Origin of the sequence: Olsenella phocaeensis (genome assembly GCF_048189965.1) — a bacterium.
Lineage (GTDB): Bacteria > Actinomycetota > Coriobacteriia > Coriobacteriales > Atopobiaceae > Olsenella_I > Olsenella_I phocaeensis.
This window is the reverse complement of sequence record NZ_DBEZHV010000019.1, coordinates 40,964-66,632: the sequence shown is the minus strand read 5'-3', so window position 1 is coordinate 66,632 and position 25,669 is coordinate 40,964. Positions and strand designations below refer to the sequence as shown.

Sequence of the window (25,669 nt, the reverse complement as noted above, 5' to 3'; positions counted from 1 at the left end):
GGTCTGCGTCCCCTACCTCTTCGCCTCGCCGGCGTCCGCCTTCTGGGCTGACTCGAAACGGTACCCCACGCCGTGGACGGTGTACAGCCAGCGCGGGTTGCGCGGGTCGTCGCCCAGCTTGGCGCGGAGGTTCTTCACGTGCGAGTCGATGGTGCGCTCGTAGCCCTCGAAGTCGTAGCCCAACACCTTCTCGACAAGCTCCATGCGGGTGTAGACGCGTCCTGGGTAGCGGGCGAGGGTGGTGAGCAGCTTGAACTCGGAGGCAGTGAGGTCGACCTCGTTGCCCTCGACCATGACCTTGTGGCCCGAGATGTCGATGACCAGGTCTCCGAAGTCCAGCACCTCCAGCGGGGGCTCAGCCTCGGTGTGGGCGCGCCTGAGGAGGGCGCGCACACGGGCGACGAGCTCCCTGGGCGAGAAGGGCTTGATCAGGTAGTCGTCGGCGCCGAGCTCCAGCCCGATGATGCGGTCTTCCACCTCGCCCTTCGCGGTGAGCATGATGATGGGGACGCTCGACGTCTCGCGAACGGCGCGACAGACGCGCTCGCCCGAGAGCTGGGGAAGCATGAGGTCGAGCACGATGAGGTCGAAGCTGTGCTTCTCGAACTCCTCGAGGGCGCTCTTCCCGTCACCCACGCCGCGGACGATGTAGCCCTCGCGCTCGAGGTACGCCGCCACGGCGTCACGAATGGTCTTCTCGTCCTCAACGAGCAGAATCTTCTTCTCTTCCGAAGCCATTCCGGCCTCCCTCACGTCCCGCCGATGTCCCAGCTCCCCACGTCAGGCATGGGTGCACAATTTGCCTATACAAGAGTCATTTTAGCGCACCTGGCGTCCGTGCCCCAGAGACTAGAGCGCGAAGGACCTCACGGCGACGGCCGACGGATATCCGGTCTTCTCGTCCTTGACCGTGGCGAAGGTGACGAAGTGGTCGCTCGTGCCAAGGGTGGCAGGATACTCCCCGTAGTCGATGCAGCGGTTGGATGCCGAAAGCACCGAGTAGGTCTTTGCGTTGGTGTCCACGACGAAGTAGGAGGAGGTGCTTTTGATGACGAACGTGTCACCCTTGCCCGTCACGGCCGCAGTCGGCTCGCGCGAGAGCATGACGAAGGGCCCCTCGCCACTGCCGATGTAAGTGCCCATCTTGCCCAGGAGGCCACCGGACGAGTAGCTCGCCTCGATGGAGAAGGCGAAGCGGTCGCCGATGCGGACGGCATTGAGGGGCCTCACCGACGCGGGAAGCACGAGTTGGTCAATCTTGGTTGAGAGCTTGTCGGAGAGCGAGTACGCCGTGATGCCATAGAAGGTTCCCTGGTCAGCGTTCACCCGGGGCACGAGCGTGACCGTCCCGTCCGAGACGGCCGGCTCGGTGGCGAAGCGACCCGGCGACTCCACGACGGCCTGTGCGCTCGTGTCGCCGGTCTGCCAGAGGTAGCAGAAGGAGTGCTCGGACCTCTTGTCGCCCGACGCGGAGGGCATGACCTGCCAGAGCACCCTGGAGTCCGTGACCGCGAAGCGCGGCGGGTCGTAGTCCGAGCCTGCCGACCAGAGCGTCGAGGGTGTGCCGGAGAGGGCTCCGTCCGCAAAGGCGGCAGCATAGAGGGTCCAGTCGTGGGTGAGCAGGTTGAGCTCGACCCAGGCGTATGCGGAGTCGGAGCAGCGCACGTCATAGATGGCCACGTTGCTAGCATCGCCGGCCAGGGGCTTCGGGACCACCTCGCTGACCTGTCCCGTCGAGATGGAGAAGGCACCACCCTTGACCATGGGGTTCGAGCTCGAGCCGGCCGTGGTGCAGGGGACCCAGCTCCCCTCGCCCGGATGGAGCACGTTGCCCAGGGAGATACTCCAGCCACCCTGCTGCGCGATGGGAAGCTGCTCTGCCTCCTGGTAGCTCTCGAGGATGTTGGTGGCAGACTCCTCGCCCACCACCACCGGGCTCGACCCCTCCTCGGACTTGTGCTTGCAGCCTGCGAGCACACTCACGCCCGCCGCGGCGACGCTCGCGGCGGCAGTGGCGCGAAAGAGGCCCCTCCTGGTGATGCTGTGCTTCGTCATGCGAGAAGGAACCCCTTTCCGGAATCGGTCGGCCGTCGGCTGGGCGCATCCCATGCCATCCCGCCTACTCGAAGCTCAGTCCTTCCAAGCGGTCAAAGAGCACGTCGGACCTGGTCAGGAAGCTACGTGGGTCGAAGATGGCGTCGAGCTGCTCGTCCGTGAGAGTACAGGCCGGGTCTGCCTCGAGCTTCTCGCGGAAGCTCGTGCCCTGCTCGCAGCGCTGGATCTCTCCCCAGGTGGCCATGGCGTTCGACTGCACCACCTTGTAGGCGTCCTCGCGGCTCATGCCCGTGTCCACCAGGGCGAGCAGGACCTTGGACGAGAAGAGCATCCCACGGGTGCGGTTGAGGTTCGCCATCATCTGCGCCGGGTACAGCACCAGGCCGTCCACGATGCGGATGAGGCAGCCAAACATGTGGTCGAGCGCGATGAAGCTGTCCGCCTGGGCGACGCGCTCCGCGGAGCTGTGGCTGATGTCGCGCTCGTGCCAGAGCGCGACGTTGTCAAAGGCCACCTGCGCGTTTGCCTTGACCACGCGAGACAGGCCGCAGACCTTCTCCACCGTGATGGGATTGCGCTTGTGGGGCATGGCGCTCGAGCCCTTCTGGCCACGGCGGAAGGGCTCCTCGGCCTCGAGGGTGTCGGTCTTCTGGAGGTTGCGGATCTCTGTCGCTATGCGCTCGCAGGTGGCGGCGCAGGTGGCAAGGACGCCGGCGAGGTATGCGTGGTGGTCTCTGCTGATGACCTGGGTCGAGAGCGGGTCATGCGCGAGGCCCAGGTGCTCGCAGACGTACTCCTCGACGCGTGGGTCGATGGACGAGTAGGTGCCCACCGCGCCGCTGATGGCCCCGAAGGCCACGTTCTTGCGGGCGTCCTTCAGGCGGTCGTGGTCGCGCTTGAGCTCCCAGGCCCAGCTGCCAAACTTCATGCCGAAGGTCATGGGCTCGGCATGGATGCCATGGGTGCGGCCCACGCAGAGGGTGTCCCGCTCCTCGAAGGCACGCCTCTTGCAGATCTCCCCCAACCTGGCGCAATCGTCCAGGAGGATGTCGACAGCCTGGGTGAGCTGGTAGCAGAGGGCCGTGTCACCCAGGTCTGAGCTGGTCATGCCGTAGTGCACGTGACGGCTGGGCTTGGGCTGGCCCTCGGGGACCTCCGCGTCGATGTACGAGCCCATGTTGGTCAGGAAGGCGATGACGTCGTGGTTGGTCACGGCCTCGATCTGGTCGACCTCGTCCTTGTCGAAGGCGGCGTGGTCGCGAATCCAGCGCGCCTCCTCCTTGGTGATGCCGCCCTGTCCCAGCTCGGCATGGGCCTCACAGGCCAGGACCTCGATCTCCTGCCAGATGGCGTACTTGTTCTGGAGCGAGAAGATGTGACCCATCTGGGGGCGGGTGTAGCGGTCGATCATGCGGGGTGTCCTTTCCTGGGCTGCGGACGTCCCCCAATTCTAGCGCGCCGCGGCGGGGCCCACTAAGCGTGCAGAGGTGGGGACCCTGGCCGGAAGGCCGCCGTCGGCGTTCCCTGCCGCCTGCGACCTACTCCCCCGCTAGCGAGCCCTCGTCGGCCTCGAGCGCGGCGCGCGCCTCCTCGAGCTGGCGAGCGAGCGCCTGGGTACCTGTACCGCCGTAGCTGTTACGGGCCGAAGCTATCCCCCTTGGGTCGAGGTCCTCCGTCACGTCGGAGTCGAAGAGCCCGGAGGCCTGGCGGAACTCCTCGGGCGTCAGGTCCTCCAGGCCCTTGTGATGCCTCTCGCAATATAGGACGAGCTCCCCCACCACCTCATGGGCCTTGCGGAAGGGCACCCCTCGCTTGGCGAGGTAGTCTGCCACGTCGGTCGCGGCGGTGAAGCCCTTCCTCGACTCCTCTTCCATGCGGCCCTCGTCGAGGCGCCAGGTGGAGACCATCCCCCTCACGCACGCCATACAGTCGAGCAGCGTATGCGCTGCATCGAGGGGGCCCTCCTTGCACTCCTGGAGGTCCTTGTTGTAGGCCAGGGGAAGCGACTTCATGGTCGTGAGGAGGGCCACCAGGTCACCGTACACCCGACCGGTCTTGCCACGGGTGAGTTCGGCGAAGTCCGGGTTCTTCTTCTGGGGCATGATCGACGAGCCGGTCGAGTAGGAGTCAGAGAGCGTGACGAAGCCGAACTCCGTGGTGGACCAGAGCACGATCTCCTCGCAGAGACGCGAGAGGTGCATCATCGAGACGGAGCAGGCATAGAGCAGGTCGAGGAGGTAGTCGCGATCGCTCACGGCGTCCATGGAGTTGGGGATGGGATGGTCGAGGCCCAGGGACTCCGTCGTCTGGAAGCGGTCTATGGGATAGGTGGTCCCCGCCAGGGCGGCGGCTCCCAGGGGGTTGGCATCCGCCTCGTCGAAGGCGGAGGAGAGGCGCTTGAAGTCACGCCCCAGCATCCAGAAGTAGGCAAGCAGGTGATGCGAGAGGAACACGGGTTGCGCATGCTGCAGGTGGGTGTAACCCGGCATCACCACGCCCCGCCGTGCCACCGCCTCGTCGAGAAGGGTCCTCCTGAGGGCAAGGTTTCCCCTCATGAGCTGGGCAAGGAGGTCCTTGGCAAGGAGTCGCAGGTCAAGTGCCACCTGGTCGTTGCGCGAACGTCCGGTGTGAAGGCGCGCGCCGGCTGGACCGACCATCTGCGTGAGCTTCGACTCGACCGCCATGTGGACGTCCTCGTCGTTCACGTCCCACTCGAAGTCGCCGTCGTCTATCTGCGTGAGGATCCGAGAAAGGCCCTCCTGAATCCTCTCGGCGTCATCCACGCCGATGATGCCCTGGTCAGCCAGCATCCGGGCATGTGCCATGGACCCGGCGATGTCTTGACGGCACATGCTCTTGTCGACCTCGAGCGAGGCACCGAAGCGCTGGGTAAGCTCGTCGACTCCCTGTTCGAACCTTCCAGACCAAAGGGCCATCCTGACCCGCCTTTCTCATCTCGTGTTCGCTCAGTCGTTCGCCACTGTATGGGCCTGAGGACGCAAGGGCGCGCACGCGGGCCGAGTCTTCCCGCGTGCGCGCAACCCCAGCTCCTGCCGGACAACTTCCCCTACGCGGAGAGGACTGCGTAGCCCAGCTTCGCCTGCTTCTTGCCCGCAGGCGCGGGAACCGCCTGCTTGTGGGCGGGACCCTGCTTGCCCGACCAGGTCTTGCTTGGCAGGCTGTGCAGGTCTACGAAGCCCTTGGAGGCACTGCGGTCGAAGCTGTCGCCGTCACCGTAGGTCGCAAGGCTGAGGTCATAGAGGGAGTAGGCGCTCTTGCGGCCGGTCACGGTGAGGCTGCCCTTGTAGAGCTTTGCCTTGACCTCACCGGTGACGAAGGCCTGGGTGCTGGCGCAGAAGGAGTCAAGCGCCTCCTTGAGCTGGCTGTACCAGAGGCCGTCGTAGACCACCTTGGACCACTGCTGGTCGATCATGTGCTTGTACTGCAGGGTGTCGTGGTCGAGGCAGAGGGTCTCGAGGGCGTGGTGCATGTTGATGAGGGCGAGGGAGGCGGGGCACTCGTAGCACTCGTGGCTCTTGATGCCCACCACACGGTCCTCGATCATGTCGATGCGTCCGTACCCGTGTGCGCCACAGACCTTGTTGAGCTGGACGATCAGGGGCAGGAGCTCCATCTTCTTGCCGTTGAGCGAGCAGGGCACGCCCTTCTCGAAGCCGACCACGATCTCTTCCGGCTGGTCGGGGGCGGAAATGGGGTCCACCGTCATGGTCCAGATGTCCGCAGGGGGCTCGTTCCAGGGGTTCTCGAGGGCGCCGCACTCGATGGCGCGACCCCAGAGGTTGTCATCGATGGAGTAGGGCTTGGCGGCAGTGGTGGGCACGGGCACGCCATGCTCCTGGGCCCACTCCATCTCCTGCTCGCGGGTGAGGAGGTCCCATTCGCGCACGGGTGCCAGGACCTTGATGCTGGGGTCGAGAGCGTGGATGCAGGTCTCGAAGCGCACCTGGTCGTTGCCCTTGCCCGTGCAGCCATGGGCGATGTACGAGGCACCCGTCTTGTGGGCGATCTCCACGAGGTGCTTCACGATGAGGGGACGCGAGAGCGCGGAGAGCAGGGGGTAGGTGTCCTCGTAGAGGCCGTTTGCCTTGATCGCCTTGGTGAGAACCTCCTTCGCGTACTCCTCGCGCATGTCCAGGGCCTCCGAGTGGACGGCTCCCATCCGCAGGGCCTTCTTCTCCACCCAGGCCAGGTCCTCTGCGTCCTGGCCCACGTTGCCGCAGATGGCGACGACGTCGAGTCCCTTCTCGAGCTGGAGCCACTTGACCATGACGGAGGTGTCCAGACTGCCGGAATAAGCGAGGACGACCTTCTCCTTCGTGGCGGCGTTGGTGGCGGCGTTTTGGATCTTGGTTGCAGGCATGGTTGCTCTCCCCTGTTTTGTCGTTCATTGCTTGGTGTGTTGGTTATGGTCGTGGGCACGCGATGGGAGGGCGTCCCCTCCCAAAAAGGTGAATACGCTGCGTGCCAGGTATTTTTCGTACAAAAAAGCCTGGCATTGCCAGGCGGTGTCACAGTCCTATGTGTGCGAGGCCTCTAGTTTTGCCTCAGCGGACCGGGAGCAGCTCGCGCTGGCGTCGCAGCGTGATTCGTCGGCCCTGGCGTCGGAGAGAGAGCTTGATGCCTGTGTTGTTGTCCATCGAACCTCTCCCCCTTCCCTGCGCCTGGACTCCTGCTCCACTTGTTGTTGAGGGATATTACGCCTCTATGCAAATGCGCGTAAGACGAGAGCCCCCTTTGGTTTCCTGCTCGAAACAATTGGGCAGGTGAAGATGGACAAGGATCTCGATGTCGTCAATTGCTTGCGTCAACGATTTGAATATCAGCAGCTAGCAGCCTGTTACATAGGGAAATAGTTGCATCATGGGCATACGAGAAGCAGGCCAACGGGAAGCACCACCGTTGGCCTGCAAGCGTACGTGGTGGGCCGTGTGGGGGTCGAACCCACGACCTTGGGATTAAAAGTCCCCTGCTCTGCCAACTGAGCTAACGGCCCGATATGTCACGCGATGAGACGTCCGTGCGATTCTACCACGTGCCTGGGTCGCTACTCGGCCTCCCAGGCCCACTGCCCGCCCACGAAGATGGGGGTCTCCTCTCCGTTAGTGTCGACTCCCCAGACGTCCAAGTCGTCGGCGCCCACCATGAAGTCGACGTGGGTGGAGGACTGGTTCACCCCATGGGCCAGGAGCTCGTCCTTGCCCATGTCGAGCCCGCCATCAAGACACTCCGGGAATCCCATGCCAAGGGCGAGGTGGCAGCTCGCGTTCTCGTCGTAGAGCGTGTCGTAGAAGAGGATCCCACTCTGCCTGATGGGGGTGTTCTTTGAGATGAGGGCGACCTCTCCCAGGTGATGGGCACCCTCGTCTGCCGCCATGATCTGGTCGAGCGCGGCCTTGCCCCGACGGGCGTCCCACTCGACCGCCGCGCCGTCTCGGAACCTGATCCAGAAGTCGTCGATGACCTGACCCGCATGCACGAGCGGCATGGCGGAGTGGACGATTCCCTCCGTACGGTTGCGGTTGGGGGTGGTGAAGACCTCCTCGGTGGGGATGTTGGGGAAGAAGACGGTCCCATCCACCGTCCGGGCGGCCCCTCCCTCCCAGAGGTGGCCGGCGTTCATGCCAACGACGAGGTCCGTACCATTCGACGACCGATACCTCAGGCTGTCATAGGCGGCAGCGTTGAGCAGGCGCTTGTTCTTCTCGAAGGTGGCGTTGTGGGTCTCCCAGGCACTCTGGGGGTCGCGGCCGTCCGAGCGCGCCACGCTCAGGATGGCGAGCCAGAGCCTGTAGATCGCCTCGCTGCCCGAGAGCTCGGGGAAGACCTCGCGGGCCCAGGCCTCGACGGGAACCCCCGCGATGCACCAGACGTTTCGGCCGAAGTCCATACCCTCCCTGAACGCGAGGCACTCGGTGTTGCGCGCCTTTCGTGCGGCCGCCGGCTTGGCGGGGTCAATCCCGTCGAGCGCGGAGGGGTCGCTTCCCTCGAGGAAGAGGAACGCAGCACCAGCCTCGGCGAGAGAGTTGAGCTGCTCTCGCTGCCACGAGGGGACGTGCTCGAAGTAGGCCTTGTCCACGTGCTCGTAGGTCAGGCGTCCCACCACGTCGTCAGACCAGATGACCGTCACGTGTCCCGCGCCCGCCTCGTAGGCCTTCCTCACGACGCGGCGGGCGAAGTCCGCCCGCTCCACGGGCGCCTGCAGTACGAGCTCCTGTCCCCGCCTCAATGCCGCACCCTTGCGAACCAGCAGCTCGGCATAGTTGTCAATCTTGGGAGAAAGATGCCCGATGGCGACATGGCACTCTTCGGCGGTCATGGGAACGCTCATGGATTGCCCTTTCACGAAATCGGGCCCCGAAGGGCCCGATGACAGTCTATGGAGCGGGCAACGGGATTCGAACCCGCGGATGATGGCTTGGGAAGCCATTGCCTTACCACTTGGCGATGCCCGCATGTTTGTGGATTCTATCACAGCTCCCATTGCGACGTGCCCAAGGCTTTTGTCGAAACTGTCGCGAATCCCATGCTCGGAGGGCTCGCGTCCCTAGCTGACGCCAGACTGGCGCAAGCTGCCGATGGGTTTGCTGCCAGCTCGCATGAGTAGCCTCTACTCCCCAACGTAGGCGACCGGGGAGGTCTGGTGGAAGAGACGCTGCTTGCAAGGCAGGAGATACGACGGGCGGAGGCGCTTGGACCGGACGAGGTCGGCCTGGCCTCTGGGGCGGCGGGCAAGAGGCGGCGTCCGCCGCGGGCCCAGCTGCGCGGAGGCGACCCCGTGCGCGGGGGCAACCCCCTCGGAACGGGACATGCCGGCAGCCACCACAGGGGGACCGCCGGCATGCAATAGGTTCATTGGGTCGGACTTGGTTCTTGGACGGACCCTCCTATGCCCGTCGAATGAGCTCGGCGACGAGCTCGGCGACGTCGACCACCTGCGCCGCATCGAGGTTCTCCGGCACGTCGTCCGCGGTGTGAGAGAGCGCGGGAACGCCGTCCTCAGAGACGCCCATGATCGTTGCCGCACGCATGGACGACTGCATGGCGGGTGTCGCGTCCGTGTCAGCCCAGTCGAAGCGAACCTTCTCCAGCCCGACGTGCAGGTCGTCTGCGATCTTTGACAGCAGGCGGACCATCCTGCGGTCTGCCCTGCGCGGACTGGTGGCACCCTCGCTCGTGAGCACGCTGAGGCGACCGGCGCCGACGGAGTCGAGGTTGACGACGAAGGCGCCACGGATGTCCTTGCGGTGCTCGACCATGAAGCGCTTTGCGCCAGCGTGGTCGAGTCCCGAGGCACCCAGGGCCACGAACCAGACGTCGTGGGCAAGCAGCTCGTCGTCACCCATGCTCGTGATGGCCTCGCGCAGCTCTTCCATGCCAATCCCCTCCCGGGACTCCATGGCCTGGGGCTCCTCTCCACCCAGGGTGTAGCCCTCCGCAGAAGCCTGGCTCGCGCCTTCCTCGGAGCCGGCAGGCTCATCCTCGACGAGCCTGAGGTCAAAGCGGCTCGTCGCGCCTCCCTTCCATCCGTCGCGAGGCCTCCCCTGCTTCGCGTCCGAGAAGTTGTCCCAGCTGCCAATCTCGCGGCCGCTCTTCTTGGCGTCGAAGTCCTCGTCAACGCCAAGCCAAGAGCTCAAGGAATCTGAGTCTTCCGTCTGGTCCTTGTGGCGACCGAAGATGTTGAAGCGCTTCTTGCCCATGGGCCTTGCCTGGTGGGACCCACCCCGTGGCCGCGGAGACTCAGACCTCAGGGCACCCTCGCCCACCACGCCCAACGGCTCGCGCTCGCCCCTCGTATAGGAGAGGTCCGCGGCCGACGGGCGCGCGCGTCCCTCGTCGATGCCGCGCGGGGCGGGAGTGGGGCTGGGCTCCTCGGGGGCAAGCGGGTCGGGCGTGGCCTCTGACGGATCAGGAAGGTCGAAGAGCACCGCCCGGCGCGCGATGTTTCCCGGCTGAGGCGTGAACTCGCTCTTGCCCCAGTTGGGATCATCGACCGCCGTCGGCTCCGGACGCCGAGGCTCTGCCGGACGGGGTTCGGTGCCGTCCATGGCATAGGTGTCCAACCCCGACACGTCCTTGGAGGCCAGTTCCTCCTCGCTAGGCTCCTCGTCCTCCATGAAACTCAGGTTGGGGGCGATGACGGTTGCGTTGGGATCCAGTTCCTGGGCGGGATCGCCGGTAGCAGACGACTCCGTGACCCTGACGTCTTCTGCGGACACGAAGGGCCGTGCGTCGAGAGTCAGCTCGCTCTGGTCGACCTCTGCCGGCTCCTCGCCCAGGACGTAACCGACGGCCCTCTCGGGTCGGTCGTCCTCCGGCTCAGCTTCGTCGAGGGGTTCCGCAGCTGACGGCTCCCCTCCCTCTACCGGCATCTCCTCGTCTGAATCGGGTGCCACCTCGGTCGACGCTTCCGGCTCCTCGCGCTCGATTGGCCTCTCCTCCACGTCATCCTCGGCGACGGGCATGGTCACGAGGGTCGGCTCGTCGCTACCGTCGGCAACCACGGGTTGGGCCATGGTCTGGCCAAGCGCGTCCGCCCCTGGGGTCGGACCGTCCTCCGGAAGCCGCTCGAACTCGGCATCCATGATGTAGTCGTCGCGCAGGGGCGCGAACAGGCTGAATCGTGGGAGAGGTGCCTCGTCCCTCGCTGGCTCTTGCTCCAAGGTCTCTGCTCCCGCGCCTGCCAGCCGAGTACCGTCTGGCAAGGTGGCTTGCCCTGGCTCCGCGACATCCTGGACCAAGGGCTCCTCCGCCTCGTCCTCGAAGGCAGCTCCGTCGTCAAGGGCATCCGCTTCGCCACGTGAGGCACCGGCTTCGAAGACCTCCGCCTGCTGGTCAGGCTCCCCTGCTCCCGCAGATCCCTCACGCAGGTCCTCGCCGTCGAATTGCTGGGAGTCGCAGGGTGGTTCGTCCTCTCCCTCGACGTCGCCCTCGGTGACCTCGGCTGTCGCAGACTCAGCCCGAGGTCCGTCCTCCCAGGCTTCCTCGGTTGCCGGGCCGCCGTCTGTGACGGGAACGGGGACGGCCTCAGAATCGGGCTGAGCCCCCTCTTCGGGGACGAGTTCCTCCGCTTGCTCGTCCTGACTCCGCGGAGCGCCCTCTAGCGCTGTCCCTTCCTGAACCGCCTCGCTCCCGTCCGCGCCGTCCGCCGCGAATCCGGGCTGCAGGTCTGCCGAGGCATCCTCCCGCCGCAAGGACTGGCCGCCAACCTGGGGCTCGAGCTGCGAATCTTGCTCGTGGGCGAAGTTTGGCTCTGGAACGGGCGCGATGGCTGGGTTTGGGACCGCCTTCAGACGCGTGAAGATGGCTGCGTTGTCTAGGTAGGCGTCGTTGATCGAGGGAACGCTCGCGGGATCGACCTTGCGGGGTTCGACGTCATGGACGCTCGGGGTCTCGAACTGTGACGCCATGGGCCCGCCGTAGGGCAGGGGCTCTTCGTCACGGGCGTCTGCAAGCTCGGACTCGGAGTCAGCCTCCTCGCCCTCGGCATCCACGGCCACGAGGACCCTCTCTTCCTCGTCTGCGACGCCCTGCGAATCGGAAGAGGGTCCGTCCGTGATGCCAGGTGCGTCCTTTGGTCCGGCGGCGTCGAGCGACACGCTTGGAACGGTGTCCCCTGCGGCGCGCGCGTGGACCTCCGCTAGCAGTGCCTCCTCGTCCTCATAGGTCACGGCGGGCGTGGCGACGGTCTGGCTGGGATTCTCTGGCTGCAGGGACTCGCCCTTCTCGTCAGCCTCCGTCCCCTGACCATCCGCGGCCTGTACGACAGGCTGCTCCCCAGGCTGGTCGGAGGCCAGCTCCTCCCCACGCTCGATCTTGGGGGCCTGGCGCTCGCCTCGAGGGATGAGCTCCCTCACATGGGAGAGCGCCGACTTGACGGAAGCGAGGAGCTCGGCAGGGCGGGAAGGAGCGTCGGGGTCGATGACCTCGAAGTCAGCGATGAGGGCGTCGTCAGTCGACGAGCCCTGCGTGGAACCACCCTCGGCGGCCTTGGCGGGGTCCGCGGATGATTCCTCCTCGAGGGACGACTCGGAGATGCGGGCGTTGGCGCGTGCCATGAACTCGGGCATGGTGGCCCCGGGCTCTGGCCGTGCCCCCGCCCCAGACGAAGTCTCCCCCATCTCGCTGGTGGACCCGCTTGCGGACGGGGAAACTCCGGGGAGAGCGCCGTCGACGTCGATTTCGGGCAGGTCGGGAAGAACGACCTGGGGCACGGGAGGCTTCTGATAGACGATCTGGCAACTCTCGGGAAGAATCTGGAGCTCCTCAATGAGCCTTGCGCCGCGACGGACCGACTTGGGACCCTCTGGTTCGGGCGCGGGAATCACCTGGGGAGTGAAGGCGGCGGTCGCCGGGTGGAGGCCTTCCGCCGCGGTCGAATCAGCAGGCGACGGAGCGGTGGAAGTGACGTCCTCTCCCCCCCTGTCAGCAGGAAGCTCGTCCAGAGAGGCAAAGGCCCGCTCGGAGGCCTCCTCGTCACTCTCTACCTCGAGCTCCTCCTCGAGCGGAGCAGAAGGACCCTCGCCAACCCCCTCGGAATGAGGATGGGCGGCGGCCCAGGCCTTTGCCTCGTCATCCGCGGGACGCAGCTTGTCCAGCACGCCCAGCATGGCCGCGACGGAGGCCTTGTTGTCGTTGGCACCGGTGGTACAGGAGGCGAATCGACCATAGATTCCCGCGATGCCGACGAGGAGGAGGGGGAGGGCCGCCAGCATTCCCAACACCCAGAAGACGTGACGGATTGAGGCGGGGATGATGGCGATGACCTGAATCAGGGAGCAAAAGGCCACGGAGATGCCACACCAGAGGCTCGACCGCATGAGGAGCGGCTGCCACCTGGCCAGCTGGGGCTGGAAGAGGAGCCCCTCGTTGGGACTGTCGTAGTGGGCGACGATCACGATGGGACGGTTGCCCTTGACCACCAGGGGGCCGCTGGCTCGATGGACGCCGATGACGTTCTGGCTGCGGGCACGGGTCCCGATGCCCGATATAAGGTCCCGGCCACCGAAGCGCAGGCCCAGGAGGATGGACGGCACAAGCACCAGGGCGAGGCCGACCAGGCCCACGACGGAGCCCAGGATGCCCGAGAGGACCATGCCGATGACCATGATCACGAGCAGTATCGCCCGCGGAAGCTCAGGCGCCGCGGGCGCGGCGAACTCCTGCAGGCTCGTGTCGAGGCCGTGCTCCTGCATGATCGACTCGATCAGCTGGGAGGCGTCTAGCTCCTCCTGGCTGTTCGCCGGAGAGATGTCCACCTTGTCGTTGAGATAGTCGAGGTAGCTGCGCGTCGTTGCCATGCTATACGTCCTTTGCCGAAGCAGGGAGAGAATCGTCCACTTTCCTATCGTCCGAGTATACGTCTTATGATGCATATTTGTTCTACCAGCACAGCTCGGGGGTCGGAGGCGGCAGCTGCCCGCACGGGGGCAAGGCCTCGCTGCACGGCATCGGATGTGGGAGGACGCATGGAGGACGATTTCGTCACGGTGAGCAGGGACGACGAACAGGCCAGGCGCGTGGCGGGACTGATCCTCGCCTTCTCAAACGCCAAGCACGCCCTCTCCAACGAGGAGCTCCGGAACACCTACTACCCGCAGGCAAGCGACGAGGCGTTCCGAAAGGCCTTCAGGCGCGACCGCGCGGCCATGTCCGCCTGCGGCCTCAGCCTCGTCAACGTCGCGAGCGAGGGACAGCCCGGTCTCTGGAAGGTTGACGAGGCCGCGTCCTTCCCCGGAGGGGGGTCCCTCTCCTCTAAGGATGCGCTGGTGCTGGACGTCGCCTGCGCTCCCCTGACTCACGACCCGAGCTTTCCGCATAGGAGCGAGCTGAGGCTCGCCCTGGCCAAGGTCGACGGATCATTTGGTCCCAGCGGTAGCCTCGAGCGGCTGTTCTCTGGCAGCGGGATCGACGACGGGCTCCTACCTCCCCTACTCGCCGCCCTGTCTGGGAGACGGGAGGCGGTGGTCACCTACCAAGCAAGGGGCCAAGAGCCAAGGGAGAGGAGGCTGCGCCTCTATGGGAGCTTCGGCCTGAGGAGGCAGAGCTATTTCGTCGCCTCGGAGCTCCGCGATGACGGAAGCTGGAGGGAGCCCCGAGTCTACCGCCTGGACCGCTTCCTCTCCGCGAGGGTCGTGTCGGGCAGTTCCTACCGCATACCCCCGGATTTCTGCGTGGGTGACTACCTGCGCCTCCCCTTCCAGATCGGGCCCGAGGTCGGCACGGTCACGATTCAAGACCTGGGTTGCACAGAGGGGGAGGTGGCCGCGGAACTCGACCGACGCGGCAGGCACGTCGATGGGCGCGGGGGGCGATGCTGGGAGGTCGGATACTCCGACCCCGAGGCGTGCGCCCGCTGGTGCGTGGCGCATCGCCTGATGCCCGTCGGACCGCGGGAGGTCGCCGACCACTGGGACAGGGTCGTGGAGGAGGCGTGCGATGCCTAGCGGGGCTTCCAGGCGAGGCAGGAGGGGCGGGCTCGAGGAGGCACGCGAGCTGGCCGCGCTCCTGGGCAGCCTCTCGGCCCAGGGTAGGTCACTCTCGCTATCCACGGTCGCCGCGCGACTCGGCTGCAGCACCCGGCACGCGCGCCTGCTCCTGGAGCTCGCCCTCACCGCCCACGACGAGGAGGGCATGGGTCTCCCCATTGGCCTCGGTGACGACGACCAGCTCGTCCTGGCATTCGACAGCGAGCGCAAGGGGCACCCGCTCAAGCTCACCCCTTCCGAGTCCGAGGCGATGCGGGCGGCGCTCGAACGACTGGGGATGTCGCAGGATGACCCAATCTACCAGGGAGTCCTTCCCTACCTCTCTCCCACCGGCGAAACGGGCGCGGAAGGGCGGCCACAGGGGCCGGACGTCAGCGGCAGGCCGAGCGTCCTCGACCTCTGCGCCCAGGCCATAGCCGATGGTCATGGCCTGGGCTTTTGGTATCGCGGCGCCGCCGATGCCGAACCAAGGAAAAGGCGCGTCATCCCCCAGACGCTCAGGACCGAGGAGGGGGCATGGTATCTCGAGGCGCTGGACCTCGAGATACAGGCCCAGAGGACCTTCCGCCTGGACCGAATGGCCGACCCCAGGCCGTTCGCGACGGGGGAGCACAAAGGGGCGGTGACCATGGGGCAGCAGGACCATGAGGTCGTGCGCGAGGTTGCCGTGGACTTCCTCGACCAGGGCCTCCTTGAGCTCTTCTCCTGGCATGGCATGCGAGTGACGGGAGAGTCGGAGGGCAGGACCTCCGTGACCCTCCCCCTCTACGCAGGAGACTGGCTGCCCCTCAGGCTCGCAGCCTGCGGAAGCTCCGTGGTGATACGCGACGAGGACCTCAGGGCCAGGGTGAGGGAGGCCGCGCGGGCTCTGCGCGCCGCCGTGACAAAGACGGGCCGGGTGTGAGCTCCCTACGACTCGTGGCCCGCCCGCCACATCCTGATGTACTCCCCCACGTTCCCGCACTCGAGCTCGCAGGGTGGCTGCTTGGGCAGGGAGTTCGTGAACTGGCGCCCATAGCGCTTGCTGACCAGGCGTGAGTCGGCGAGCACGAGGACGCCGGTGTCGCTCGAGCTTCTGATGAGCCGCCCTGCCGCCTGCTTGACCGAGATGACCGCCTCGGGGAGGGAATGGCGCCACCAGGAGCGGTCCTCGCGAAGCTCCCTCTCCCTCACCAAAGGGTCCTTGGGGCTGGCGAAGGGCAGCTTGGGGATGACGACGCAACGGAGGGTGTCCCCTGCCGCGTCGAATCCCTCCCAGAAGGACCTCAGGGCGAAGAGGGAGCGGGAGCGGTCGGCGAGGAACTGGTCGCGAAGCCTGCGCGGTGACGCGCCACGCTCCTGCATGATCAGCTCAAGTCCCCGCTCATGCATGCGGGGAAGCACCTGCTGGTAGACGAGCTCCATGTCACGCCTGTTGGTGAAGAGGGTGAGCACCGAGCCGCCCATGGCCGTGTGGACGTCCACGAGGAGCTGGGACAAGGCCTCGCGATAGCGTGGGTCGTTGGGCTGGGGCATGTCCTTGCACACCACGACCGACATGTTGTCCTCGTAGTCAAAGCTCGAGTCGAGGCGGAGGTCACGATTGGCGTCAGGCCCTAGGGCATCGAGCCCCACGGAATGGTCGAAGTGCTCAAAGCTCTTTCCGACGGCCATGGTGGCCGACGTGAACACGACGCTTTGCATCTGCGACAGCCATCTCTCGGCCAGGTCGGGTCCGACCTCGAGCTTCTCCGCCACGAGGCGCTCTGATGGCATGTCCCGCTTGCGGCGGGCGAGCTCTGCTGAGTAGAAGTAGCTCTGGTCGCTCCCGTCCAAGACGAGCGAGAGGGACTCCCCCAGCTGCCCCAGGAAGCTCGTCGATGCCCTGAGGTCGCCTGCCAGAGGAGCGTCGGCCTCGGACAGGGCCTCGAACGCCTCTCGCGCGTCCTTCTCCGCCTCCTCGAGGCGTCTCAGGCAGACGTCGCCCACCTGCTTCAGCGACCCCCACTCGTCGCTCTCCCGCAGCCTCGCGTCAATCCAGACGTTCACGCGGTCATAGTCGCCCGACCCATCTGCCTGGCCTGCAAGCCCATGCAAGGCCAGGAGGAAGTCCGCGCAGGACACGGAGGCGCGGGCGGACGACGCGGACAGCTTGGTGAGAAGACGCTGGTAGAGGGTCGCCTCGGCAAGACCCGAAACCTGGACCATGAGGTTGTGGAGGGTGCCGGTCTTGCTGCTCCCCAGCTGCTCGAAGCCACGCCTCACCAGGTCGCCCGAGAACTCACGCGCCCATTGGCGGCGCGCCTCGCCCTCGAAGCCGTGTGCCTCGTCCACCACCCAATGGCTGATGGGGGGCAGGATCTGTCCATCGAGGTCGATGTCCCGGAGCAGGAGGGAGTGGTTCGTGACCACGATGTCGCTTTGGCTCGCCCTCTTGCGGGCGCCGTGGACCAGGCACTCGTTGGGATAGAAGGGACAGCGGTTCCTCAGGCACTCGTTGGCCGTGGTGGAGAGCATCTGCCGTGGAACGTAGCGCCAGCGGATGCCCAACGCGTCGAGGTCGCCCTGGGGGGACTGCAGGCAGAACGCGTAGCTCACCGCGATTGCCGTGAGCATCTCGGACTGCGTCGTCCGTGGAGACTTTCCCATGCCGTCCACGAGCGAGAGGGGCAGCTCGGCGTAGGTCGAGGTCTCGAGCCTGTGGAGACAGGGATAGTGGTCGTAGCCCTTGAGGCTCGTAAAGCTGAGCCCATCTGGGAGAACCCGCGCGAGGGCGGGAAGCTCCTGGGATATGAGCTGGTCAGTGAGGGCGTTGGACTTCGTGGCGACCCCCACGGTCAGCCTGTTCCTCTGTGCGAACATGAGCTCGGGAAGCAGGTAGGCCATGGACTTCCCCACCCCGGTGCCCGCCTCGATAGAGCGATGCGAGGAGCTTGCGAGGGCATCCCTGACCTCCAGGGCCATCTGCTCCTGCTCCTGTCGCCACTCGAAGGACGGGTACATGCGCTCGACCAGGCCGCCGCGCCTGAACTGCGCCGTCACCTCCTCCGACGAGGGGGAGACGAGCTCCTCTCCCCCATCCGGCGCTTCCGTCCTCATGGCTGGGCGCTCGCCGGCAAGCAGGTCCCTCCTGGCCTGCCTCAGCGAGAAGGTCGCCTGTCCCTGCTCCTGGGAGAGGTGACCAATGACGGGTCGGAAGGGCCAGTCCACCTCGGGGTGCATGTCAGCGAGACGACCCAGGAGGCCGGGCCCCAAGTCACTGAGTCCCAGGAGTATGACGCGCCACATTCCACACAGCGCGTCAACGTCCGCCATGGCGCGATGCGTGACCGCATCACAGCCAAAGGCGTGCGCCATGTCGGCGAGGCGATGGGTCGAGAGGCGCGGCAGCGCGATGCGTGAGAGCGCTAGCGTATCTATCCAACTGTCACTCACGTCCTTGCCGCCGGGCACGGACTCCACGAAGGTCCTGTCGAAGGTCGCGTTGTGCGCAAGCACGGGGACTCCACCGACGAAGTCCGCGAGCCTGCCAATGACATCGGGCGCCTCGGGCGCGAGGGCCACGTCGGCGTTCGATATCCCCGTGAGCGCCGATATCTCGGACGGGATGGGTCGATGGGGATGCACGAAGCTGTGGAAGCGTTCCACCACCTCGCGTCCGCTCAGGCGGGCGGCGGCCACCTCGATGAGCTCGCAGCCCTTGAACGAGAGGCCCGTCGTCTCGGTGTCAAGGACGACTATGTCCTCCTCGAGGAGGTCGAACGAGGTCTTTGTGGCGCGGCGCTCAAGACTGCGATAGCACTCGGCGACCTCTTCCGGAGTGCCCGGCAGGAGAATCTCGTCGACGGGCGACGCCAGGGGTCCCATCCCGCTCATGCTGCTCCCGTCACTCCCTAATCCTGGTCGTTGCCCTCGAGGGCAAGCTCCACGAAGCGCTTGCAAAGATCCGGGAAGCTTATTCCCGCGTGACGCGCGGAGTCGGGAAGCAGGCTCATCTCCGTCATGCCGGGGATGGTGTTGGTCTCGAGGATGACGGGGGTGCCGTCGGCGCGGACGATGAAGTCGCTCCTCGAGGCGCCCCTGCAGCCCAGGGCCTGGTGCGCGCGGATGGCCAGCTCCTGGGCCCTCGCGTAACTTTCCTCTGGGATGCGGGCGGGGATGACGTGGTGGAGCTCGGATGGCTCGTACTTTACCTTGAGGTCATAGAACTCCGCGTTGGTCACGATCTCCACCACAGGCAGGGCCTCGGGCTCCTCGTTTCCCACGACAGGAACCGTGATCTCCGTCCCCTCTACGCAGGATTCGATGAGGACGCGGCATCCTCCCTCCCCTGCCCGCGCCACGGCGCGGGCGAGCTGGCCCGCGGAGGTGACCTTGGTGATGCCGTAGCTCGACCCGTTGGCGGCGGGCTTCACGAAGACGGGAAGCCCGAGATTGGCTACGAGCTCCTCTGCCTCGCTGTCTGCTAGGGCGACGTCGCCAGGGAGGTCCACCCCCTCGGGAACGGGTATCTGCGCCTGGCGATAGATCGCCTTGGCAACCTCCTTCTCCGTGCCCATGGCTGATGCGAGCACGCCAGAGAAGGTGTAAGGCAGGTGCAGGACCTCAAGCATCCCCTGGATGCAGCCGTCCTCGCCGTAACGTCCGTGCATGGCGACGAAGGCCACGTCGTATCCCCCCGAGACGAGCGCGGCCACGAAATCTGGCGCGGCGACGTCCAGGAGAGTGACGTCAGAGAAGCCCGCCTCGGCGAGGGCCTTCGCACAAGCCTCGCCCGATTCGAGCGAGACCTCCCTCTCGTCGGACCATCCGCCCGCAAGGACCACGAGCTTGCTTTGTGTAACGTCGGTCTTCGACATTCCTGGACTCCTTAGGGCGCGAGCGCCGTGCGCTAGACTCTTCTTGCAGGAAAAACACCTAGATGACGAGGATACTCCTGCCTCGCATCCAGACAGTTTGAGGGGTCCAAAACATGCAAGACGACAACAACGCGGCTGGTGGGACAAGGCCCGGAGTCGACCTCCACAGCCTGTCCCACGGACAGCTCCTCTCCCTTCTGGAAGAGCTCGGGCAGCCAAAGTTCCGCGCCAAGCAGATCGAGGAGTGGATATGGGAGAAGAACGTCAGCTCCTTCGAGCAGATGTCGAACCTCCCAAAGTCCCTTAGGGCACAACTTGCCGAGCGCTGTAGCCTTGGCGGGGTCGAGGAGGTCGCGCGCCAGGTCTCCGCTGACGGCAGTCGGAAGTACCTCCTGCGCTTTCCTGATAGGGTTTCGGTCGAGTGCGTGGGCATGCCCAACAGGGATCGCCTCGCGGTCTGCGCCTCCTCGCAGGCGGGCTGTGCCATGGGATGCGCCTTCTGTGCGACAGGGGCTGCCGGCCTCACGCGCTCCCTCACGGCAGGAGAGATATACGAGCAGGTCATGCACGTACGCGATGACTTCGGAACGCGCGTGACGAGCGTCGTCCTCATGGGACAGGGCGAACCCCTCATGAATTACGATGCCACGCTCGCCGCGCTGCGCAGGCTCAACTCACCCGAGGGTGCGGGAATCGGCGCTCGACACCTCACCGTTTCCACCTGTGGCGTCATTCCCATGATCAAGCGCTTCGCAAACGAACCCGAGCAGTTCACCCTCGCCGTATCCCTCCACTCCGCCGTGCAGCGCACACGAGACATGCTCATGCCAGGCGTGCGCAAGTACTCCCTGCTCCACCTCTATGACATCATGAGCGAATACGTGGACAAGACGGGGCGCAGGCCCACCTACGAATATGCACTCATCAAGGGTGTCAACGACAGCGAGGAGGAGCTTGCCTCCCTCTGTGACTTCTGTCGGGACAACCTGGCCCACGTGAACCTGATCAAACTCAACGAGGTGAAGGGCAGCAAGTTCCGCCCGACATCCGACGCTCGCGCGCAGGAGTTCGTCCGTAGGCTCAAATCCGTGGGCGTAGAGGCAACCATTAGGAACTCGCGCGGCGCAGACATCGATGCCGCCTGCGGGCAGCTCAAGCAAAGCATCGACCGCATGGCTTGATTCGTCCTTCCAAGACGCGATGCCCCGTACTAGAACATTTGTTCTAGTACGGGGCATCGGCTTATGTCAAAAGAGACCTATAGGCCCAGACGTATCCATTCTTGTTCTACGTCTTGGGTCGGTGCTTCCTCCTCCATGACCATTCCCGTGACTCGCTCCATAAGCCCGGACACTTGACGAGCTGAGCTCATCACTGTTTCGGTCATGCCCCTGACCGACCTCCGTGCCTCCTCGTTGAGCAGGAGGTGAAATGAGAGGAGACTCACGCCAGATAGGACTACCACTGCTGCAATGGTTCTTCTCAGATGGGTCATTACAATGCTTCCATTCCGCCGCTCAGCCTATCGACGAGCTGCGCAAGTTCCTCTTCATCCGCAAACTCTATCTCTACCTTGTTCTTGTTCCTAACCCTCTTCACCTTTACGTTGGTATCCAGTACAAGACGAAGCTGTCGTTGGGCCCGCTTGAACGACTGGGGCACCGGCTCTCTCCTAGGCTTCTCCCCCGTCTCATTGTTGCCAGAAAACAATGGGGCAAGGTTTTCTGTCTGTCTGACGCTCAGTCCTTGCTCTAACACCTTCTGCGCCAGCTTGAGCTTCCCCTCTTCGCCTGCCACGGCAAGGATTGCCCTTGCATGCCCAGCGGTGAGCTTTCCGTCCGCCATCATGTCCTGGACTTCCTGGGGTAGGTCAAGCAGGCGAAGCGAGTTGGCGATGGCCGAGCGGGACTTGGAAAGTATCTTTCCGAGCTGTTCCTGCGTAAAGCCGTTGTCTTTGATGAGCTTCCTGTATCCCAGGGCCTCCTCAATGGGATCAAGATCGGAACGCTGCAAGTTTTCGATGAGTGCCAGTTGGAAGACCTCATCGTCACTAATCTCTCGAATGCTTACTGGAATCTCTTCGAGACCAGCGAGCTTCGCAGCTTGGTAGCGCCTCTCCCCTGCCACTATCTCGTAGTTTGCACCCTTTTTCCTCACAAGGATGGGTTGTAGGACCCCGTTTTTCTTGATTGAATCAGAGAGATCCTCAAGTGACTGCTGATCGAACTTCTTTCTCGGCTGGCCCTTGTTAGGCTTTATTTGACTAAGCGGCAGTGTTGATGACGGCGTGATTGCGCTCACTTCCGCATCGGCACCACCCATGAGTGACTCGAGGCCCTTTCCGAGCCCACCTTTTCTAGCCACGACGCACGACCTCCCTTGCAAGCTTCATGTAGGCGAGAGAACCCTTGCTTACGCGCGCATACATATTTATCGGAAGGCCATGTGACGGCGCTTCCGAAAGCTTCACGCTTCTAGGAATGATGCTTTTGAATACCTTGTTCCCGAAGTACTTACGAACTTCCTCTACAACCTGTTTTGAAAGAGTTGTCCTAGCATCGTACATTGTCATTACTACGCCAAAGACATCCAATCCAGGATTCAAGCGCGCTTTGACCATCTTCATCGATTCAAGGAGCTTAGTCACGCCCTCCAAGGCATAGAACTCGCATTGTATGGGGATGAGCAATGCATTTGCCGCAACCAGCGCATTGATCGTAAGAAGCCCCAACGACGGGGGACAGTCAATGAAGACGTAGTCGAACTCGTCTTTGATTCCCTCGAGTACGCTCTTCAATATCGTTTCTCGCGACATAACCGAGACTAATTCTATCTCTGCACCTGCAAGCTGTATCGTGGCTGGTATTACGAAGACATGAGGCTCTATTGTGTCTTCTATAAGTTCCTCGATGGGATAGTCATGCAACAGTGCATCGTAAATGTCGTGTTCCAGCTCTTCTTTCTCAATCCCGAAGCCAGATGAGGTATTCCCTTGAGGATCAAAATCTACTATCAGGACTTTCTTTTTTTGTTCACCTAGGGCTGCGGAAAGATTCACGGCAGTGGTCGACTTACCAACCCCACCTTTTTGGTTGATTATTGCTAGTACCTTTGCTTCTCTATCTGGAAAGGCCCTCTTTATATCCTTGAATCCCACAAATCCTCCCTCATAGCCCGTCTGTTTTTGCTTCGTGTCTCAAAGGCTTCATTCATGATAGGGGACTTGTTTCACGTGAAACAAGTCCCCTATCATTCAGTTCTTTTGTTTCACGTGAAACGTTCCTCTCATCACAACGGCTTATTCTTAGCCATACCAATATGTCTTGGCAGGTTCAACTTTGCCTTCCCAATTTTTTCAAACGTAAAAATCTCCCTATGACCCTGATCGAGGGGTAGTTCGCATGTTTCACGTGAAACAAGCTTCATTCCGCAAAGTGGTGCGACATGAAGTGCATGATTGACTTCATCTGACTCAATTCGTCCCTTTGAAGATATGAGAAGGCCACCTACCTTCAGTAGGGGAGAAGAGTACTCAATCAAAACGGAGAGCTGGGCAAGCGCCCGGGCTGAGACCAGACTCGCAGCAGCTGGAATCTCCTTAGCAAGCTCTTCAGCACGAAGTGAACTCGTATGCACGCGATCTGACAACCCAAGCTCAAGAAGGAACTCATCGACCGCCTTCGACTTCTTGGTGACCGAGTCCACAAGGATGCTGCGGCAGGGGAGCATGATGGAAAGAGGGATGCCAGGATAGCCTCCACCTGTACCCAAATCAACGTAGAGGTCATTCTCAGCAATACCATGTGAATCAAGAGGTAGCAGAAATAGAAGCGAGTCCAGGATATGACGTAACAGTCCGTCCTTGGCGCTAACGATTCTCGTGAGGTTGATTTGTTTGTTCTTCTCCTGCAGCAGATGCAAGTGCTGCAACAATAGACTTGCCTGTTGCTCGTTGAGCTGAATGCCATAGGAAAGGGCAAGGGAGATGAGGTCTTGGGTCGGATCCGCAATGGGACTCATGTAGTTTGGCCTTTCTGACAAAAGTTTCTCAGACAAGAACTTTGGTCAAAACAATGGGGGAGAGGCTTCAACCTCTCCCCCAAATTATCCGACATGGACAGCTTTAAGCAATCAGCGCACGAAGGTGATGACAACCCTTCGATCGGGGTCTTCGCCCTCAGAATGAGTGCTGACATCGACGTCATCGACAAGGGCGAGGTGAACGAGACGCCGTTCATAGGCATTCATGGGAGCAAGGCTCACCTGTCCGTGCTGGCGCTTGGCACGTGCTGCAGCGGAACGGGCGAGGGACATTATCTTCTCTCGACGGCGAGTCTTGTATCCCTCGATGTCGACTACTACCGGGTAGTGGAACTTAAGTTCATTACTCATAAAAGAAGAAAGCACCATCTGAAGCGCATCAAGGGTGCGGCCGTGACGACCAATAAGAACCGCAAGGTCACCACCGCTCACGTCAAGAATGAGCTCCCCCTCGTCGCCGTCGTACTCGTCAATGACGGGCGAGGTCTCGCCAAAGAAGGCGAGCAGGCTCTTGAGGTAGCCGACGGCGGTGTCTGCGATGAGGTCCACATCCGCATCCTCTAGCTCGACACCAGACTCAAAGCGCTCCCTCACGGCAGAGAAGCGGTCATTCGCGACTTCGACATCCGCGGAATCGGAAGGCCTGGGCTCAAGGGTGAGCTTCTCCTCTTCCTCCATGTCAAACCTCCATCTTCCTAGGGCAGAAAAAGTAATCAAAGAGACAAGGGAGGCTAGCCCTTCTTGTGGGGACGGGGCTTGCGCTCCTTGCGGACTACGTCGACCTGGACGGGCTGGTTGGCCATTTTGGCCTCGGTCTCGGCCTTCACGCGGTCCATGACGCGCTGGGTGACGACCTTCTGCTGGACTACCTGCCAGATTGCGGACGTGTCGTAGTAGAGCAGTACCGCACCGGGCACGGACCAGCCAAACCAGAGCATCATGATGGCCATCATAACCCCCATGATCAGGGTCTGCTGGCGCTGGTCCTCGCCGGTGTTCTTGAGGTTCATGACCAGGGGAACGAAGGTCAGGATGCCGAAGGCGATGTCGAGGATGATGTAGATGAGCGCCCCTGCCAGACCCCCTGCCGCAAGGGCGCCGGAGGCGGACTGGGAGAGCGAGGGCATGATGTTGAGGAAGTGCGCCTCGGCGGGCACGTTGCGGGCGACGGTGAAGAGCGCAAAGAAGACCGGCATCTGGATCAGCACCGGAAGGCAGCCACCAAGGGGATTGAACTTGTTCTCGGAGTAGAAGCGCTGCATCTCCTGGGCCTGGCGTTCGCGATCGTTCGCATAACGGTCCTGAATCTCCTTCATCTTGGGCTGAAGGGCCTGCATGCGCGCGCTCGAGGCAGTTGAGCGGGTCATGAGGGGCATGACGATGAGGCGCATGATGAAGGTGAGGATGATGACGGCCACGCCCCAGTCGCCCGTGAGACGGGCGAGGCTGGCAAGGACGTTCGTCAGAAAGCTAATAAACCAATCCCACATGGTTCCTCCGGGCTAGTGACTAGGGAACGGGATCGAACCCGCCCTTGTGAAAGGGATGGCAACGCAGGATGCGACGGACGGCAAGGAGGCCGCCCCGTGCCGCGCCATAGCGCTCGATCGCCTGGATGGCGTATTCCGAGCAGGTGGGGGAGTAGATGCAATGGGGGGAGAAGAGGGGAGAGACGTAGTGCCGGTAGCCCCTCACGATGGCGAGGAGCATGTCCGCGACGAGACCCCTCGCCCCTGTGCGCACGGCAGGCATCCTAGTCACCAATGCGGGCGAGAAGCGAGGCAATGGCCTCTCCCACCTCCACCGAGCTGCTCTGGTGGGTGCGGCCCGTGGCAAAGAGAATGACGTCGTAACCAGCCAAGGGGAGACCACCTCTGCGGGCACCCTCCCTCAAGACCCTCTTGCATCTGTTCCTATAGACCGCACAGCCCAAGCGCTTAGGTGCAACGAAGGCGACTCTTCCCAAGCCGCCTTCGCCATCTTCGAGCACTGTCATGCGAACGAGTCTATGGTTGACCCGCTTCCCGCCAGAGAAGACCCTCTCAAAATCCCTCTTGGATTTGATGGTCTTCATCGGAATCCTAGACGGTGAGCTGCTTGCGGCCCTTGGCGCGACGGCGAGAGAGAACCGCGCGGCCGCCCTTGGTGGCCATACGAGCACGGAAGCCGTGGGTCTTGGCGCGCTTCCTCTTGTTGGGCTGATACGTGCGCTTCATGTCTGAATCCTCC

Annotated in this window: 21 protein-coding genes and 2 tRNA genes; 4 read left to right on the top strand and 19 right to left on the bottom strand. The window is 63.5% G+C overall.

Going from position 1 to position 25,669, the window contains the following annotated elements; translation table 11 throughout:
* Positions 1–12 precede the first annotated feature (12 nt).
* The 8 genes from ACMPH2_RS09040 to ACMPH2_RS09005 form a co-directional block, all read right to left on the bottom strand.
* Positions 13–738 carry a response regulator transcription factor gene (locus ACMPH2_RS09040; protein WP_009278301.1) on the bottom strand — a complete coding sequence of 242 codons (726 nt, stop codon included), beginning with the start codon at positions 736–738 and terminating at the stop codon, positions 13–15.
* A 111-nt stretch (positions 739–849) separates the two neighbouring features.
* Positions 850–2,055, bottom strand: coding sequence for a Tat pathway signal protein (locus ACMPH2_RS09035; protein ID WP_072500325.1), 1,206 nt, complete (start codon positions 2,053–2,055; stop codon positions 850–852).
* A gap of 64 nt (positions 2,056–2,119) precedes the next feature.
* Entirely contained in the window at positions 2,120–3,466 is a 1,347-nt protein-coding gene (gene purB, locus ACMPH2_RS09030) for an adenylosuccinate lyase (protein WP_072500324.1), read from the bottom strand.
* Positions 3,467–3,593: 127 nt separating this feature from the next.
* A complete protein-coding gene (gene argH / locus ACMPH2_RS09025) occupies positions 3,594–4,991 on the bottom strand; it encodes an argininosuccinate lyase (RefSeq protein WP_417119257.1) in 1,398 nt (465 codons plus the stop codon).
* A gap of 131 nt (positions 4,992–5,122) precedes the next feature.
* Positions 5,123–6,436: an argininosuccinate synthase gene (locus ACMPH2_RS09020; protein ID WP_417119256.1), complete on the bottom strand. Its 1,314-nt coding sequence runs from the start codon at positions 6,434–6,436 to the stop codon at positions 5,123–5,125.
* A 557-nt stretch (positions 6,437–6,993) separates the two neighbouring features.
* Positions 6,994–7,069 (bottom strand) — tRNA-Lys (locus ACMPH2_RS09015).
* A 51-nt stretch (positions 7,070–7,120) separates the two neighbouring features.
* Positions 7,121–8,404 carry an aminopeptidase gene (locus tag ACMPH2_RS09010; RefSeq protein WP_417119255.1) on the bottom strand — a complete coding sequence of 428 codons (1,284 nt, stop codon included), beginning with the start codon at positions 8,402–8,404 and terminating at the stop codon, positions 7,121–7,123.
* 49 nt (positions 8,405–8,453) lie between these two features.
* Positions 8,454–8,528: transfer RNA gene (locus ACMPH2_RS09005), tRNA-Gly, on the bottom strand.
* 188 nt (positions 8,529–8,716) lie between these two features.
* Between ACMPH2_RS09005 and ACMPH2_RS09000 the strand changes: the two genes are divergently transcribed.
* Positions 8,717–8,923 (top strand): hypothetical protein, encoded by a 207-nt coding sequence (locus ACMPH2_RS09000; RefSeq protein ID WP_129583199.1) that lies wholly within the window; start codon positions 8,717–8,719, stop codon positions 8,921–8,923.
* 37 nt (positions 8,924–8,960) lie between these two features.
* Here ACMPH2_RS09000 and ACMPH2_RS08995 read toward each other — a convergent pair whose 3' ends face one another.
* The gene (locus ACMPH2_RS08995; RefSeq protein ID WP_417119254.1) at positions 8,961–13,373 is read right to left on the bottom strand and encodes a M28 family peptidase; all 4,413 of its coding nucleotides are present in this window, start codon (positions 13,371–13,373) and stop codon (positions 8,961–8,963) included.
* 168 nt (positions 13,374–13,541) lie between these two features.
* Here ACMPH2_RS08995 and ACMPH2_RS08990 point away from each other — a divergent pair, with 168 nt between their 5' ends.
* Together ACMPH2_RS08990 and ACMPH2_RS08985 are read left to right on the top strand one after the other, a co-directional pair.
* Positions 13,542–14,519 carry a helix-turn-helix transcriptional regulator gene (locus ACMPH2_RS08990; protein WP_417119253.1) on the top strand — a complete coding sequence of 326 codons (978 nt, stop codon included), beginning with the start codon at positions 13,542–13,544 and terminating at the stop codon, positions 14,517–14,519.
* A complete protein-coding gene (locus ACMPH2_RS08985) occupies positions 14,512–15,465 on the top strand; it encodes a helix-turn-helix transcriptional regulator (protein WP_417119252.1) in 954 nt (317 codons plus the stop codon). Before ACMPH2_RS08990 ends, ACMPH2_RS08985 begins: the two co-directional genes overlap by 8 nt.
* 5 nt (positions 15,466–15,470) lie before the next feature.
* Here the strand turns inward: ACMPH2_RS08985 and ACMPH2_RS08980 are convergent, their stop codons facing one another.
* Both ACMPH2_RS08980 and ACMPH2_RS08975 read right to left on the bottom strand, forming a co-directional pair.
* On the bottom strand, positions 15,471–18,416 hold the full coding sequence (locus tag ACMPH2_RS08980) for a helicase C-terminal domain-containing protein (protein WP_417119251.1): 2,946 nt from the start codon (positions 18,414–18,416) through the stop codon (positions 15,471–15,473).
* Positions 18,417–18,433: 17 nt separating this feature from the next.
* Complete coding sequence (locus ACMPH2_RS08975; protein ID WP_062531538.1) at positions 18,434–19,399, bottom strand: D-alanine--D-alanine ligase family protein; 966 nt, start codon at positions 19,397–19,399, stop codon at positions 18,434–18,436.
* A gap of 113 nt (positions 19,400–19,512) precedes the next feature.
* Here ACMPH2_RS08975 and rlmN point away from each other — a divergent pair, with 113 nt between their 5' ends.
* Positions 19,513–20,580 carry a dual-specificity RNA methyltransferase RlmN gene (gene rlmN, locus ACMPH2_RS08970; RefSeq protein WP_417119250.1) on the top strand — a complete coding sequence of 356 codons (1,068 nt, stop codon included), beginning with the start codon at positions 19,513–19,515 and terminating at the stop codon, positions 20,578–20,580.
* 313 nt (positions 20,581–20,893) lie between these two features.
* Here rlmN and ACMPH2_RS08965 read toward each other — a convergent pair whose 3' ends face one another.
* From ACMPH2_RS08965 to rpmH, 8 genes are all read right to left on the bottom strand, one after another.
* Positions 20,894–21,763: a ParB/RepB/Spo0J family partition protein gene (locus ACMPH2_RS08965; protein WP_417119249.1), complete on the bottom strand. Its 870-nt coding sequence runs from the start codon at positions 21,761–21,763 to the stop codon at positions 20,894–20,896.
* Entirely contained in the window at positions 21,756–22,556 is an 801-nt protein-coding gene (locus ACMPH2_RS08960; protein ID WP_062531534.1) for a ParA family protein, read from the bottom strand. Before ACMPH2_RS08960 ends, ACMPH2_RS08965 begins: the two co-directional genes overlap by 8 nt.
* A 131-nt stretch (positions 22,557–22,687) precedes the next feature.
* On the bottom strand, positions 22,688–23,419 hold the full coding sequence (rsmG, locus tag ACMPH2_RS08955; RefSeq protein WP_417119248.1) for a 16S rRNA (guanine(527)-N(7))-methyltransferase RsmG: 732 nt from the start codon (positions 23,417–23,419) through the stop codon (positions 22,688–22,690).
* Between the two features lie 111 nt (positions 23,420–23,530).
* On the bottom strand, positions 23,531–24,118 hold the full coding sequence (locus tag ACMPH2_RS08950; RefSeq protein WP_072500318.1) for a Jag family protein: 588 nt from the start codon (positions 24,116–24,118) through the stop codon (positions 23,531–23,533).
* Between the two features lie 53 nt (positions 24,119–24,171).
* Positions 24,172–24,930: a YidC/Oxa1 family membrane protein insertase gene (locus ACMPH2_RS08945; protein WP_072500317.1), complete on the bottom strand. Its 759-nt coding sequence runs from the start codon at positions 24,928–24,930 to the stop codon at positions 24,172–24,174.
* A 19-nt stretch (positions 24,931–24,949) separates the two neighbouring features.
* Positions 24,950–25,192 carry a membrane protein insertion efficiency factor YidD gene (yidD, locus tag ACMPH2_RS08940; protein WP_050796709.1) on the bottom strand — a complete coding sequence of 81 codons (243 nt, stop codon included), beginning with the start codon at positions 25,190–25,192 and terminating at the stop codon, positions 24,950–24,952.
* A 1-nt stretch (position 25,193) separates the two neighbouring features.
* A complete protein-coding gene (gene rnpA / locus ACMPH2_RS08935) occupies positions 25,194–25,514 on the bottom strand; it encodes a ribonuclease P protein component (RefSeq protein WP_062531531.1) in 321 nt (106 codons plus the stop codon).
* Positions 25,515–25,521: 7 nt separating this feature from the next.
* Positions 25,522–25,656: a 50S ribosomal protein L34 gene (gene rpmH, locus ACMPH2_RS08930; RefSeq protein ID WP_009278282.1), complete on the bottom strand. Its 135-nt coding sequence runs from the start codon at positions 25,654–25,656 to the stop codon at positions 25,522–25,524.
* Positions 25,657–25,669 lie beyond the last annotated feature (13 nt).

Excerpts from the sequence above, each read along its gene's own strand:
- ACMPH2_RS09040 (WP_009278301.1), bottom strand. The coding sequence starts at position 738 with ATGGCTTCGGAAGAGAAGAAGATTCTGCTCGTTGAGGACGAGAAGACC.
- ACMPH2_RS09035 (WP_072500325.1), bottom strand. The coding sequence starts at position 2,055 with ATGACGAAGCACAGCATCACCAGGAGGGGCCTCTTTCGCGCCACTGCC.
- purB (WP_072500324.1), bottom strand. The coding sequence starts at position 3,466 with ATGATCGACCGCTACACCCGCCCCCAGATGGGTCACATCTTCTCGCTC.
- argH (WP_417119257.1), bottom strand. The coding sequence starts at position 4,991 with ATGGCCCTTTGGTCTGGAAGGTTCGAACAGGGAGTCGACGAGCTTACC.
- ACMPH2_RS09020 (WP_417119256.1), bottom strand. The coding sequence starts at position 6,436 with ATGCCTGCAACCAAGATCCAAAACGCCGCCACCAACGCCGCCACGAAG.
- ACMPH2_RS09010 (WP_417119255.1), bottom strand. The coding sequence starts at position 8,404 with ATGAGCGTTCCCATGACCGCCGAAGAGTGCCATGTCGCCATCGGGCAT.
- ACMPH2_RS08995 (WP_417119254.1), bottom strand. The coding sequence starts at position 13,373 with ATGGCAACGACGCGCAGCTACCTCGACTATCTCAACGACAAGGTGGAC.
- ACMPH2_RS08990 (WP_417119253.1), top strand. The coding sequence starts at position 13,542 with ATGGAGGACGATTTCGTCACGGTGAGCAGGGACGACGAACAGGCCAGG.
- ACMPH2_RS08985 (WP_417119252.1), top strand. The coding sequence starts at position 14,512 with ATGCCTAGCGGGGCTTCCAGGCGAGGCAGGAGGGGCGGGCTCGAGGAG.
- ACMPH2_RS08980 (WP_417119251.1), bottom strand. The coding sequence starts at position 18,416 with ATGAGCGGGATGGGACCCCTGGCGTCGCCCGTCGACGAGATTCTCCTG.
- ACMPH2_RS08975 (WP_062531538.1), bottom strand. The coding sequence starts at position 19,399 with ATGTCGAAGACCGACGTTACACAAAGCAAGCTCGTGGTCCTTGCGGGC.
- rlmN (WP_417119250.1), top strand. The coding sequence starts at position 19,513 with ATGCAAGACGACAACAACGCGGCTGGTGGGACAAGGCCCGGAGTCGAC.
- rsmG (WP_417119248.1), bottom strand. The coding sequence starts at position 23,419 with ATGAGTCCCATTGCGGATCCGACCCAAGACCTCATCTCCCTTGCCCTT.
- ACMPH2_RS08950 (WP_072500318.1), bottom strand. The coding sequence starts at position 24,118 with ATGGAGGAAGAGGAGAAGCTCACCCTTGAGCCCAGGCCTTCCGATTCC.
- ACMPH2_RS08945 (WP_072500317.1), bottom strand. The coding sequence starts at position 24,930 with ATGTGGGATTGGTTTATTAGCTTTCTGACGAACGTCCTTGCCAGCCTC.
- yidD (WP_050796709.1), bottom strand. The coding sequence starts at position 25,192 with ATGCCTGCCGTGCGCACAGGGGCGAGGGGTCTCGTCGCGGACATGCTC.
- rnpA (WP_062531531.1), bottom strand. The coding sequence starts at position 25,514 with ATGAAGACCATCAAATCCAAGAGGGATTTTGAGAGGGTCTTCTCTGGC.
- rpmH (WP_009278282.1), bottom strand. The coding sequence starts at position 25,656 with ATGAAGCGCACGTATCAGCCCAACAAGAGGAAGCGCGCCAAGACCCAC.